We start from the raw sequence: 12,419 nt of genomic DNA on the forward strand, positions 1-12,419 counted from the left end.
ACGGACGGGACAGTCGGTCTGATGGGAGACGACGTCGTCGCGCCACGCACCTCGTTCGGCGGGGCCGACCCCTCGGCGCTCGAGCACCTGGTGTGGCACCAGGACCTCATCTGCCCCGGGGAGCCGTGCCGCGGTCGGGTGCGGAGCTTCCCGCCCGGTGAGCTCGTCGACGACGGTCACCACGAGCAGCGACGGTGCCCGCAGTGCGGGACGACGACGACGGCGCCGGCCTTCTACATCGCCCGACGCGCCGGCCGGCCCCGGAGCGGACCCCATCACGTCTAGCGCGGGCCGTGCTCCGGGCGCCTCAGCGGTGGCCACCGGGACGGCCGGTGGATCCCGCAGCCGGGTGAATCCTGTCGTGCACCACTCGATCGTGCACACTCGTACGGTGCCCCCGAGCGACGTCCGTGCGCGCGTCGTGCCGACGTGAGCGCCGACGAGGCGCGCAGCGCGCTGGTCGCCCTCATCGGCGAGGCCGACACCGCGCTCGCCGGGCACCGCTGGCGGCTCGACCCGCGCGCGGCGGCGGGGCTGACCGCGCACGTCACGGTGCTCGCGCCCTTCCTCCCGCCCACGATGATCGACGACACGGTGATCAAGCGGCTGGACGCGGCCCTGGACGGAGCGCCGCCGTTCGACTGTGCCTTCGACCAGACGCGCTGGTTCGAGCGCGACTGCCTGTGGCTCGCGCCGGTGTCCGAGGCGCCGTTCCGGGCCCTGACCGCGCGGGTGTGCGCGGAGTTCCCCGAGCTCGAGCCCTACGGCGGCCGGCGCCCGGTCGTGCCGCACCTGACCGTGGGCTTCGCCCGCGCGTCGTCGGTGGACGACCTGCGCATCGCCGCCGCCCGCCTCGGTCGGACCCTGCCCATCCGGGCGCGGGTCGGCCGGCTCGACCTGCTCGTCCTCGAGGGCGCGAGGGCGCGCTGGCGTCCCCGGGCGCGGTTCGAGCTCGCCGGATCGTGAGCGTCGCCCGTCACGGCGTGACGGGGGCCAGCACGACCTCACGGTGCTCGACGTCCGCGGCGAGCACGGCCAGCAGGCGGGCGGCCTCGTCGGTGACCGCGTCCGCCTCGTCGTCCGCGAACGGGCGGTGGGGGCGGACGGTCAGGGTCGCGGTGTGCTCGCCGCGCTCGACCGTCCAGAGGCCCGCGGTGACGCCGTCGACGAGCACCGCCGCCGGCACCGGACCCCGGCGTGCCACGAACGCCCGGCGATGGGTCTCGTCGCTGACCCGGTCGCGGTCGGCGTGGGACAGCAGCACGTCGTCGAAGTCGTAGAGCAGGCGCGCCGGGGCGGGGGAGTCGGGGTCGGGACGGGGTGCGTCGGGGAGGTCGACGAGCTCCCGGCCCTGCTCGTCGCGGAAGACCCGCAGCTCGGGGCGCAGGCGGTCGACCACCTCCCGCAGGCGCGTGAGCCCGGACCACGTCTGGACGTCCGCCACGGTGGCGGGGCCGAAGGCGGCGAGGTAGCGCCGGACCAGCGTCGCGAGCGACGTGCCCGCGCCGGTGCCACCGAGCCAGGCCTCGACGGTGGTGTGGGCGATCGGTCCGCTGCGTCCCCACAGTCCGCGCGGCGGCACCTGCACGAGCGGCAGCCGGTTGCGCACCGCGTAGGCCAGGCCGGCGGGCGGTCGATCCGGCCACCGCTGCGCCAGGAGCGCCCCGAGCTCCGCCGACGTGCGCGGCCGCTCGGCGAGCAGCGGGCGCGCCGCGGCCACGACCGCGTCGACGTCCAGACCGCGCACCGCGGGCCCGTGGAGCTGGTTGCCGAACAGGTCGCGGTCGAGGACGGGCTGGACGGCCGGGCGCAGCCCGTGCGCGTCGGCCGCCGTGACGAGGTGCAGCGTCGAGCGCATCAGGGCGATCCGCACCAGCGACCGGTCCGCGAGCCGGTCGGCGGCGTCCTCGGGCCGGAACCCGGCGATGCGGCTCCAGAGCCCGACGTACCAGCTGTGCGGGGTCTGCGCCTGCAGCCCGACCAGGTGCTCGACCACGTCGACGACCGGCCGCGTGGTCCGCTCGAGCAGGAACTGGCGGGCGAGCGTGGCCCGGTTCAGCGCGCGCGGGCCGAGGACCGGGGTCACCGGCCCGCGGACCCCGGCCCCTCGCGTCGCGCGGCGCCCAGCGCGCAGAGGTAGCGGATCGGCGGGATCAGCAGGTGGTAGATCGGCCGGACCAGCCGGCCGGGCAGGCTGCCGTGGCGCTCCTCCTCCCAGACCCGCGCGCGGGGGTGCTCCTCGAGCAGCCGCTGGGCCGGTGACCGGCTGATGTCGGTCGGTGCGGACGTGCGGACCTCGATGTGGCTGAGGTGCTTGGTGCTGATGTAGCCGTACTGGCTCGGGCTGACGAGCCGGACCGGCGCGCCGTGGTCGCCGTCGAGGGGGCGCCCGTCGAGGTGCTCGGCGAGCAGGACGTCGTCGCCCAGCGCGTCCTCGATGGTCGCGACCGACCGGTGGCCGTCGAGCCCGCCGAAGACGAGGTGGGTGACGACGGCGGCCGGGTCGAGCACCGGCTCGACGACCTCGCGCCAGAACGTCGCGAAGGACACCCCCTCCCAGGTCAGGCCCACCGCCGACCAGCCGGCGACGCAGTGGAGGTCGGAGCGCTGCTCGCGGCGGGGGAGGCGCGTGAGCTCGGCCAGCGGCACCCTGACCCGCCGGGTCACCGCCCCGTGCACGTCGATCCCGTGGTCGGCGGGGACCGCCGGGGCGGGGTGGTGGAGGTGGGTGCCGAAGCGCGGGAAGCCGACGACCGGGCGCTGCCCGGGCGGCAGCGTCAGCCCCGGCCGGCCCTCGTCGGTGGCGGATCGGGTCGTGGCGGTCGAGGTCATGTCCGTCCCCCGTCTATACGCTGTCGTATATTCGCGGACGCTACCAGCGTGTATACGGTGCCGTACAGAAGCCGGCGGACGAAGGAGAGCGTGCATGGCGGTCGCCCGGACCCCGCGCCACCACTGGATCGGCGCGGGTCTCGAGGCGCTGGCCGCCGGCGGGCCGGACGCGGTGCAGATCGAGTCGCTCGCGCGGGCGCTGGGGGTCACGAAGGGCGGCTTCTACGGCTACTTCGCCGACCGGCGGGCGCTGCTGACCGAGGTGCTCGACACCTGGGAGACCCGCAGCACCGCCGATGTCGTCGCGCAGGTCGAGGACGAGGGCGGCGACGCGGCGACGAGGGCTCTGCGGGCCGCCGAGCTCACCTTCAGCGCCGAGCTGCGACCGGTCGACCTCGCGGTGCGCGAGTGGGCCCGCCGCGACGCCGACGTCGCCGGACGCCTGCGGCGCGTCGACAACGCCCGGATGTCCTACCTGCGCGCGCTGCTCGGGCCGGTCAGCGCCGACGAGGAGGACCTCGAGGCCCGCTGCTTCGTCGCGTTCTCGGTGGCGGTGGCCGACCACCTCGTCGCGGCCGACCACGGCACCCTCGCGCGGGCCGACGTGCGCGCGGCGATCCGCCGCCGGCTGTTCGCGCCGGCCGCCGACGCTTCCGGGGCGGACCCGGCGTCCGTACGGTCGGGACGATGACGACCCCGGGCGCCCGCGGCGGCACCGAGATCACCGGGCTCGAGCAGCTGCGGGCGATCGTCGGCGAGCCGAACGCCCGCGCGGTGGAGAAGGTGCGCCCGACGTTGGACGACGTCGACCGCGCCTTCGTCGACTGCTCGCCGCTGCACCTGCTCGCCACCTCCGGCGCCGACGGGTCGCTCGACGTCTCCCCGCGCGGCGACCCGGCGGGCGCCGTCCGCGTCGTCGACGAGCGGACCCTGCTGCTGCCGGACCGTCCCGGGAACCGCCGCGTCGACGCGATGACCAACATCCTGGGCAACCCGCACGTCGGTCTGCTCTTCCTCGTCCCGCGCCGCACCGACACCCTGCGGGTCAACGGGCGCGCGCGCCTCCTGCTCGACCCCGACGACGCCGCCGACCTCGAGGTCCGCGGGCACCGGCCCCGGATCGTCGTCGAGGTGACGGTCGACGAGGTCTACTTCCACTGCCCCAAGGCCTTCATGCGGTCCCACCTGTGGGACCCCGAGGCGTGGCCGCCGGTGGACCTCCCGAGCGTCGCCGAGATCGCGCACCGGACCAGTCCGTCCTGCTCGCTGCAGGAGCTGGAGGACCGCTACGAGCCGGAGAACTACCGCACGCTCCTGTACTGACGGGCGCGCCCGCCGCTGGTTCACTGCGCCGCGTGGGCCGAGCGGAACGTCATCCGGCGGGCGGGATCCTCGACGCCGCGCGCGAGCTGGTGCTCGGCGAGGGCCTCCGGGCGGCGACCGTCGACCGGATCGTCGTGGCCAGCGGCGCGCCGAAGGGCTCGGTCTACCACCGGTTCGGGACGCTCGACGACCTGCTGGCCACGATGTGGCTGCGCGCGGTCCGCGCGTCGCAGGCCCGCTTCCTCGCGGCGCTGGAGGAGGGCCGCGACGCCGTCGACGACGGGGTCGCGGCGGCGATGAGCGTCTACGACTTCGCCCGCGAGGAGCGCGACGACGCGGCCCTGCTTGTCGTCGTCCGGGCCCAGGACGTGGGTCGCCACGGGCGCGACGAGGCGCTCGCTCGGGAGCTGGCGACGGTGAACGCCCCGCTCGAGCGCGCGGTGACGGACCTGGCCGCCCGGCTCCACGGCCGGGCGAGCAGCGCGGCGGTCGAGCAGGCGGTGCTCGCGGTCGTCGACCTGCCGCTCGGGGCGGTCCGGCGCCACCTCCTGGCCCGGCGACCGCCGCCGCTCGAGCTCCGCGACCCCCTCGCCCGGGCGGTGCGGGCGGCCCTCACGCCCTGAGTCCCGGGCGTCAGCGCGGGCGGCGAGGACCAGCCGGTAGCCGTGGTCGGCGGCCGGCTCCGTGGCCACGGCCGAGCGACGCGTAGGGATCGGCCATGGTGTCCGCCCTCCGCCGAGTCTTCCTCGATATTAGACGATCTGGTCTACTAAACAGCGTGACAGGCAGGACCGGGGCGGTGCGCTGGGGACCGTGGGCGGGCGTGCTGCTGTGCCTGAGCTGGGCGCCGATGGCACTGGTACTGCCGCGGTTCCCCGACCTGGGGTCGGCGCACGTCGTCGTCATCTACTGGGCCGCCGAGCTGGGCGTCATGCAGGCAGTCGCGCTCTCGGTCGGCGTCGGCTACCTGTTCCTCCTCGTGTTCCTCGGCGCGCTCACCGACCGGCTGTCCGCCGCCGAGCACCTGCGTCCCTGGTCGTGGACCGCCGTGGCGTCGGCGGTCGTGTTCACCACGGCGCTGAACGTCGCGATCGGGCTGGTGCTGTCCGCCGGCCTGGTGGCGCGCACCGACCCGGCCGGCGCCTACGCCCTGCACGTCGGCGGGTTCGTGCTCGCCGCCCCGGCCGCCTTCGCCGGCGTCGCGTTCTTCCTCGCCGTCGCGGTCGTGGCGTTCGGCTCGCCGGTCCTGCCGCGCTGGTCGGCGTGGCTCGCGGTGGCGGGTGCGGTCGCCAACGCGGGACCGGTCGGCGGTGTCACGACGCTCGTGGGCCCCTGGAACGCGGGCAACGGCGTCCTCGCCGGGATCGCCGCGCCGCTCGGCCTGTTCGTGGCGTGGATCCTCGCGGTGAGCGTGTGGTGGCTACGGGAGCCGGCGGTACCGTCGCGGCCCGAGCCGGTGGGTCAGCCGGCGGCGACCCGCCGGTAGCGGATGTGCGTGGCCAGCGGGGAGTGGAGCACCTCGACGGGCTCGAAGTCGAAGGAGCCGACGCCGTCGAACAGGCGCTCGCCGTCGCCGAGCAGGGTGGGGGCGATGTCGAGGGTGAGCTCGTCGACCACGCCGGCGATCAGCGCCTGGCGGACGGTGGAGGCGCCGCCGGCGATGTCGACGCCCCGGTCGCCGGCGGTCTCGAGCGCCTGGGCGTAGGCCGCGTCGAAGCCCTCGGTGACGAAGTGGAAGGTCGTCCCGCCCTCCATCTCGATGGGGTCGTGCGCGTGGTGGGTCAGCACGAACACCGGCGCGTGGTACGGCGGCTCGGGCCCCCACCAGCCCCGCCAGTCCTCGTCCCACTCGCCGCGCACCGGCCCGAACATGTTCCGGCCCATGACGTAGGCCCCGCGGGGACGCATCAGCCACCCGGTCGCGATCTCGTCCGCCTCGGTGGCCCGGGGGTCGCCGATGTGCCACCCGTGCACCTCGATGCCGCGCCGGCCGAGCGGGTCGTCGCGGCTCTGGGACGGCCCGGCGACGAAGCCGTCGACCGACATCGACATGTGGCAGGTGGTGTCCGACATCGGTGCTCCCGAGGAGTTGCGGGTTGCAAGCAGTGGACACGGTAGCGCGCGCCGCGCCGTCGTCCAGTGGCCGACGTGGGAGCACTACCGTCGCCACCGTGACCACCCTCGAGCACGCCTCCGAGGAACGGGCGGAGGCGTGGACCCGGCTCGTCGGCCCGCTGGGCCCGGGTGCCTCCGCCGTCGTGCTCGGCAGTGCCCTGCTCGGCGGCGCCGCCGTCACCGTGAGCACGACACGCCGTGCCGGCGCCTGGCGCGGCCTCGTCCACGGCCTCGTCGCCGTCGACCTCGTGGGCGGGCTCGTGACCTTCCAGCTCCCGCCGACCCGCGGGCAGTACGCCCGCTCCTCGTCCGGCGCCCGCATGTCCTTCGTCCTCGCCCACCTGCAGCCCGTCGTGCTCCCGCTGACCCGGCAGGGCACGTGGCGCCGCGCGGTCGCCCGGTACGTGACGGCCGTGGCCGCGACCGGCGCGCTGGAGGCCCTGGGCACCCGGGTCGGCTCGCGGAGGGCCGTGGCCACCGCGCTCGGCGTGGCGGCCGCGGTCGTCGACGGCGCGACCGCCGGGCCGGGACCGCGCTGGTTCGGCCCGGTGTACCTGCTGAAGCTGATCGCCGGACACGGCGGCATCGCGCACGCCGCCCGGCAGCCCGGCGCGCGCTGAGGCGGCAGACCGTCGCCGGCGGGTGGGGACGACCCGGCGCCTGGCTCCCCCCGGCATCTCCCCGTCACGGGGGAGTCCGGGCGGCGCGACGGGACCTAGCGTCGAGGGGGCTCGAGGCGTCCGTCGGGAGGAGCGGCCGTGAAGATCGGAACGACCCACCTGTTCGTCCCCGGTCCGACCACCGTGCCGGAGGTGGTCCGGCGCGCGATGAACGTCGCGATGGAGGACCACCGGGCGCCGGACTTCCCGGACTTCGTCCTCGATCTCCTCGCCGACACCAAGCGCGTGTTCCGGCTGCGGGAGGGTCGCGTCCTGCTCTACCCCGGCTCCGGGACCGGGGCGTGGGAGGCCGCGATCAGCAACTGCCTCGACCGGGGCGACCGGGTGCTCATGGCCCGGCACGGCCACTTCTCCCACCTGTGGGTGGACATGGCCCACCGGCTCGGTCTCGACGTCGTCTGCCACGACGTCGAGTGGGGCGAGGGCGTCCCGGTCGAGGCCTACGAGCGGGCGCTGCGCGCCGACCCCTCGATCAGGGCCGTCTTCGTCACCCACAACGAGACCGCCACCGGCGTGACCAGCGACGTCGCCGCCGTGCGCCGGGCGATGGACGCCGCGGGCTCCGACGCGCTGCTCCTCGTCGACGGCGTCTCGTCGATCGCCTCGCTGGACTTCCGGCAGGACGACTGGGGCGTCGACGTCGCGGTCGCCGGCAGCCAGAAGGGGTTCATGCTCCCCGCGGGCCTGGCCATCCTCGGGGTCAGCGAGAAGGCCCTGGCCGCCGCCGAGGCCTCGTCCACCGAGCGCTGCTACTTCGCCTTCCGCGACATGATCGCCGCGAACGAGGTCGGCTACTTCCCCTACACCCCGCCCCTGCCGCTCCTGCACGGCCTGCGGGCCTCGCTCGACCGCCTGCTCGACGAGGGGATGGACGACGTCGCCGCGCGCCACCACCGGCTGGGCGAGGGTGTCCGGCAGGGCGTCAAGGCCTGGGGCCTGGAGCTGGGCGCCCTGTCACCGCGCTGGTACTCCGACACCGTGACCGCCGTGCGGCTGCCCGCCGGGATCGACGGGGCCGCGGTGTGCCGGACGGCGTACCACCGCTACCGCACGTCCTTCGGCGGCGGCCTCGGGAAGGTCGCCGGCCGGGTGTTCCGCATCGGGCACCTCGGCGACGTCAATGAGGTCTCGTGCCTGACCGCGCTCGCGGCGGCGGAGATGGCGCTGCTCGACGTGGGCGTCGACGTCGAGCCGGGCGCGGGCGTCGCGGCCGCCCAGGCGTACTACCGGCAGGCGCTCGCCGACGAGGAGGCCACCGCCGCGCCGTGGCCGCGGGCGGGGACGCGGCTGACCGCGGTGCGCTGACTCCCGGGGGTGACGGACAGAACCCGCAGCACATGCCCCCCAGGCGAAGCGTCTCGTTCGACGACCTGGCTCGACGTCGCCGCCCGCGCGATCGTGGTGGGGCGTCACGGGGAGCCCGGGCTCCACCGAGCACGTAGTCCGGGCGGGTTCACCTCCGCGAGCCCGCTCGGGCGCTTCGCTCAGCCGCCCGTCCGCCTACCGGGCACGGGACGGGCGGGGGTCGCGGGGAGCGCCGTCGTCGGCGTCGATGTCGACGCCGCGACGCAGGAGCTTGAGCGTGTAGATCGTGCGCGGCGAGATCAGGTGGCTCAGGCCGGTGGCCAGCGCCACCGCGACCATCAGGGGCAGGATCACCGCGTAGTCGCCGGTCAGCTCGAAGACGATGAGCACGGCCGTGATCGGGGCGTGGGCGGCGCCGGCGAACACCGCGGCCATCCCGACCAGCCCGAACGCCCCGGGCGCGAGGTGCAGTCCGGGGAACAGCGCGGCCGCGAGGGAGCCGAACGCCGTGCCGGCCAGGCCGCCGATGAACAGCGACGGCGCGAACACGCCGCCGGACCCGCCGATGCCGATCGTCAGGCTCGTGGCCAGCACCTTCCCCACCACGAGCAGCAGCAGGAAGCCGGTCGCGTACTGCCCGACCAGCCCGTCCTCGAGGACCGGGTAGCCGACGCCGTAGAGCTGGGGCAGGGCCAGCAGCACCCCGCCGAGCACGACGCCGCCGACGGCGGGACGCAGCCACTCGGGACCCCGCCACACCGCGTCGCACAGGTCCTCGACGCCGTAGAGGACGCGGGCGAACGCCCAGCCGAGCAGCCCGGCGAGCAGGCCGAGCACCCCGTAGAGCGGGAGCTCCGCGGTCGAGCCGAGCGTCCAGTGGGGGAGGCGGAGGATCGTGTCGTCGCCGACCAGCAGCCGGGCGACGACGTTCGCGGTGACCGAGGAGATCACGAGCACCCCGAACGCCTCGGCGGCGAACGCCCGCAGGATGATCTCCAGCCCGAACACGACGCCGGCCATCGGGGCGTTGAACGTCGCCGAGATCCCGCCCGCCGCGCCGCACGCCACCATGAGCACGAGCCGCGCCGCGGGCACCCGCAGCGCCCGCCCGATCGAGGAGCCGAGCGCCGACCCGATCTGCACGATCGGGCCCTCGCGACCCACCGAGCCCCCGGTGCCGATGCAGACGGCCGACGCCAGCGCCTTGACCCCGGCGACCCGCGCCGGGATGCGCCCGCCGTGGCGGGCCACGGCCACCATCACCTCGGGCACCCCGTGCCCCCGGGCCTCCGGCGCGAAGCGGTGGACCAGCGGCCCGTAGACCAGCCCGCCGAGCACCGGCACCAGGAGGAGGAACCACGGGCCGAGCGCCTCGAGGTGGGTGCTCGCCACCCGCCCGGCGTCGGAGAAGTCCTCCCGCCCGGTGACGAGCCACGTGATCCCGACGATGAGCCCGCGGAACGCGACCGCGCCCAGGCCCGCGCCCAGTCCGATGATCAGGGCCAGCCCCACCAGGCCCGGCCGGGTGTCGACCAGCCAGCGGTGCAGGGCCCGCCCGGTGCGCAGCGGCCCGTCCCGCCACCGGCCCCGACGCCTCACCGATCGGCCCCGGTGGCTGTGCGCGAGTGGGCGGTGACCACCCACTCGAGCTCTCCCACCTCGCCCGAGGCCTCGGCGACGGCACGCAGCCCCTCCACGACCGCCGCGCGGCGGGCGTCGGGGACGGCGGCGAGCAGCGTGCGCAGCTCGGCGCGGCGGCGCCGGCTGACGTCGTCGATGAGCTCGCGGCCCGCGGGGGAGAGCGAGACCGCGACGGCACGGCGGTCGCCGGCCGGTCGCTCGCGCACCACGAGCCCCTTGGCCTCGAGCCGTGCGCACATCCGCGTGGACGTCGGCGGCGTCACCGCCAGCGCCGTCGCGACCTCCGCGGGCCGCATCGACCCGCGCTGGCCCAGCACCACCAGCGCCCGGTACTGCGGCAGCGTCACGTCCTCGTCCACCTCGGCCAGCGAGCGCACCACGACACCCAGCAGGGCCCGGCTCGCGGTCATCACCGCGTCGACGAGCTCGTCGTCCGGCTCCGCATATCCTTGCATGAGCTAATCATTGCCCTGGGCAACGCTGCCCGCCACCGGGGCCTGCGGTAGACAGATCACCCATGGGTCGACGCACGCGGGGCCACCGCCCGCGCGCGGGCAACCCGAGCCAGATCATCGTCGCGGCCTTCGCCGCCGGCGTCGCCGCCGGCACGGGGCTGTTGCTGCTGCCCGCGTCGTCGGCCGACGGCGAGGGCGCGAGCCTGCTGGAGAGCGCGTTCACGGCGACGTCGGCGGTGTGCGTCACCGGCCTGGTCGTCGTCGACACGGGCACGACGTGGTCCCCAGTGGGGCAGGTCGTGATCCTCGCGCTCATGCAGGTCGGCGGGCTGGGAATCATGACCGTCGCCTCGCTGCTGGTGGTGCTCGTGTCGCGCCGCCTCGGCCTGCGGGCGCGCCTGGTGGCCCAGGCCCAGTCCGGCAGCCTCGACCTGCGCGACGTGGGCCGGGTGCTGCGCAACGTCGTGCTCTTCAGCCTCGTGGGGGAGGCGGTGACGGCGCTGGCCCTCGGGCTGCGGCTCGCCACCGCCTACGACGTGCACCCCGCGACCGCGGCCTGGGAGGGCGTCTTCCACGCCGTCTCGGCGTTCAACAACGCCGGCTTCGCCCTGTGGCCCGGGAGCATGACGGGGTTCGCGGGAGATCCGTGGATGCTGCTGCCGGTCGCGCTCGCGGTCGTCGTCGGGGGCCTCGGCTTCCCCGTCATCTTCGAGCTGCTCCGGTCGTGGCGGCCGCGGACGTGGTCGGTGACGGTCCGGCTGACCGTCGTCACCTCGGCGGTGCTGCTGGTCGGGGGCACCGTGCTGCTGGTCGTCCTGGAGTACGGCAACCCGGCGACGCTGGGACCGATGAGCGTCGCCGGGAAGGTGCTGACCGGCTTCTTCTCGGCGGTGATGCCGCGCAGCGCCGGGTTCAACGTCGTCGACATCGGCGCGATGACCCCGGAGAGCTGGCTGGCGACCGACGTCCTCATGTTCATCGGCGGGGGCAGCGCGAGCACCGCCGGCGGCATCAAGGTCACGACCTTCGGGCTCCTCGCCGCGGTGCTGTGGGCCGAGGTGAGCGGGGAGCGCGACGTGGACGTCGGGCGCCGCCGCATCCCCGTCGCCAACCAGCGCCAGGCACTGGCGGTGGCGCTGCTCGGGGTCGGGCTGGCGATGGTGTCGACGTTCGTCCTGCTCGGGGTCAGCGACGAGGACTTCGACCGCGTGCTCTTCGAGGTGCTCTCCGCCCTGGGTACGGTCGGGCTCTCGACGGGCATCACCACGGAGCTGCCGGCCGCCGGGCAGGTGGTGCTCATCGTGCTGATGTTCGTGGGCCGGCTCGGCCCGCTGGCGCTGGCCTCGGCGCTGGCCCTGCGCGAGCGTCCTCGGCACTACCAGCGCCCCGAGGAGAGGACGATCATTGGCTGAGATCAGGCACGAGCCGGTGGTGGTCATCGGGCTGGGTCGGTTCGGGTCGGCGCTCGCCCTCGAGCTCGAGCGCCAGGGCACCGAGGTGCTCGCCATCGACAACGTCGACCGCCGGGTGCAGGACCTGTCCTCGCAGCTCACGCACGCCGTCACCGCCGACTGCACCGATGTGGAGGCCCTCCGGCAGCTCGGGGTCGGCGACTTCCACCGGGCCGTCGTCGCGATCGGCGACCACCTCGAGGACAGCATCCTCGTGACCTCGATGCTGGTGGACCTCGAGGTCGCCGACATCTGGGCCAAGGCCACCAGCGCCCACCACGGCCGGATCCTCGAGCGCGTCGGCGCCCACCACGTGGTCTTTCCCGAGCAGGACATGGGCCAGCGGGTGGCCCACCTGGTCTCCGGCAACGTCCTCGACTACCTCAAGATCGACGCCGACTTCGCCCTGGCGAAGCTCCGCCCGCCGCGCGAGATCGTCGACGTGCCGCTCGCCGAGTCGACGATCCGCAGCGAGCACGGCGTCACCGTCGTCGCGGTGAAGAAGGACGGCCGGTCGTTCACCTACGCCACCAACGAGACCGTCGTGTCCCGCGACGACATCGTCCTCGCCGTGGGCCACAACGACGACATCGAGCGCCTCGTCGACGGGGACTGAC

At 75.2% G+C, this 12,419-nt stretch carries 15 protein-coding genes; 10 read left to right on the plus strand and 5 right to left on the minus strand.

The features are described 5' to 3' along the window. Positions 1–21 precede the first annotated feature (21 nt). Together PH190_RS12455 and PH190_RS12460 are read left to right on the plus strand one after the other, a co-directional pair. Entirely contained in the window at positions 22–285 is a 264-nt protein-coding gene (locus PH190_RS12455) for a hypothetical protein (protein ID WP_274231830.1), read from the plus strand. Positions 286–429: 144 nt separating this feature from the next. Then, entirely contained in the window at positions 430–966 is a 537-nt protein-coding gene (locus PH190_RS12460) for a 2'-5' RNA ligase family protein (RefSeq protein ID WP_274231831.1), read from the plus strand. Positions 967–976: 10 nt separating this feature from the next. Here PH190_RS12460 and PH190_RS12465 read toward each other — a convergent pair whose 3' ends face one another. Both PH190_RS12465 and PH190_RS12470 read right to left on the minus strand, forming a co-directional pair. After that, on the minus strand, positions 977–2,086 hold the full coding sequence (locus tag PH190_RS12465) for a winged helix DNA-binding domain-containing protein (RefSeq protein ID WP_274231832.1): 1,110 nt from the start codon (positions 2,084–2,086) through the stop codon (positions 977–979). Then, entirely contained in the window at positions 2,083–2,832 is a 750-nt protein-coding gene (locus PH190_RS12470; protein ID WP_274231833.1) for a molybdopterin-dependent oxidoreductase, read from the minus strand. Before PH190_RS12470 ends, PH190_RS12465 begins: the two co-directional genes overlap by 4 nt. A 94-nt stretch (positions 2,833–2,926) precedes the next feature. Between PH190_RS12470 and PH190_RS12475 the strand changes: the two genes are divergently transcribed. From PH190_RS12475 to PH190_RS12490, 4 genes are all read left to right on the plus strand, one after another. Further along, positions 2,927–3,523, plus strand: coding sequence for a TetR/AcrR family transcriptional regulator (locus tag PH190_RS12475; protein ID WP_274231834.1), 597 nt, complete (start codon positions 2,927–2,929; stop codon positions 3,521–3,523). Further along, on the plus strand, positions 3,520–4,155 hold the full coding sequence (locus PH190_RS12480; protein ID WP_274231835.1) for a pyridoxamine 5'-phosphate oxidase family protein: 636 nt from the start codon (positions 3,520–3,522) through the stop codon (positions 4,153–4,155). Before PH190_RS12475 ends, PH190_RS12480 begins: the two co-directional genes overlap by 4 nt. A gap of 32 nt (positions 4,156–4,187) precedes the next feature. Continuing rightward, positions 4,188–4,778 (plus strand): TetR family transcriptional regulator, encoded by a 591-nt coding sequence (locus tag PH190_RS12485; RefSeq protein ID WP_274231836.1) that lies wholly within the window; start codon positions 4,188–4,190, stop codon positions 4,776–4,778. A gap of 155 nt (positions 4,779–4,933) precedes the next feature. After that, positions 4,934–5,641 (plus strand): hypothetical protein, encoded by a 708-nt coding sequence (locus PH190_RS12490; protein ID WP_274231837.1) that lies wholly within the window; start codon positions 4,934–4,936, stop codon positions 5,639–5,641. On the opposite strand, the gene PH190_RS12495 is transcribed toward PH190_RS12490, so the two are convergent. After that, complete coding sequence (locus tag PH190_RS12495; RefSeq protein WP_274231838.1) at positions 5,617–6,228, minus strand: dihydrofolate reductase family protein; 612 nt, start codon at positions 6,226–6,228, stop codon at positions 5,617–5,619. The genes PH190_RS12490 and PH190_RS12495 overlap by 25 nt on opposite strands. Positions 6,229–6,326: 98 nt before the next feature. Between PH190_RS12495 and PH190_RS12500 the strand changes: the two genes are divergently transcribed. Together PH190_RS12500 and PH190_RS12505 are read left to right on the plus strand one after the other, a co-directional pair. After that, the gene (locus PH190_RS12500) at positions 6,327–6,890 is read left to right on the plus strand and encodes a hypothetical protein (RefSeq protein ID WP_274231839.1); all 564 of its coding nucleotides are present in this window, start codon (positions 6,327–6,329) and stop codon (positions 6,888–6,890) included. A 138-nt stretch (positions 6,891–7,028) separates the two neighbouring features. Continuing rightward, the gene (locus tag PH190_RS12505; protein WP_274231840.1) at positions 7,029–8,255 is read left to right on the plus strand and encodes a pyridoxal-phosphate-dependent aminotransferase family protein; all 1,227 of its coding nucleotides are present in this window, start codon (positions 7,029–7,031) and stop codon (positions 8,253–8,255) included. Positions 8,256–8,450: 195 nt separating this feature from the next. Here PH190_RS12505 and PH190_RS12510 read toward each other — a convergent pair whose 3' ends face one another. Further along, positions 8,451–9,854 (minus strand): chloride channel protein, encoded by a 1,404-nt coding sequence (locus PH190_RS12510; RefSeq protein WP_274231841.1) that lies wholly within the window; start codon positions 9,852–9,854, stop codon positions 8,451–8,453. Then, complete coding sequence (locus PH190_RS12515) at positions 9,851–10,351, minus strand: MarR family winged helix-turn-helix transcriptional regulator (RefSeq protein WP_274231842.1); 501 nt, start codon at positions 10,349–10,351, stop codon at positions 9,851–9,853. The genes PH190_RS12510 and PH190_RS12515 overlap by 4 nt, the downstream gene beginning before the upstream one ends. 62 nt (positions 10,352–10,413) lie before the next feature. Here PH190_RS12515 and PH190_RS12520 point away from each other — a divergent pair, with 62 nt between their 5' ends. After that, positions 10,414–11,763, plus strand: a complete 1,350-nt coding sequence (locus PH190_RS12520; RefSeq protein ID WP_274231843.1) for a TrkH family potassium uptake protein — start codon at positions 10,414–10,416, stop codon at positions 11,761–11,763. Continuing rightward, positions 11,756–12,418: a potassium channel family protein gene (locus tag PH190_RS12525; protein WP_274231844.1), complete on the plus strand. Its 663-nt coding sequence runs from the start codon at positions 11,756–11,758 to the stop codon at positions 12,416–12,418. Before PH190_RS12520 ends, PH190_RS12525 begins: the two co-directional genes overlap by 8 nt. Position 12,419: the final 1 nt, after the last annotated feature.

The sequence above is a fragment of the Actinomycetospora straminea genome, from assembly GCF_028737255.1.
Lineage (GTDB): Bacteria > Actinomycetota > Actinomycetes > Mycobacteriales > Pseudonocardiaceae > Actinomycetospora > Actinomycetospora straminea.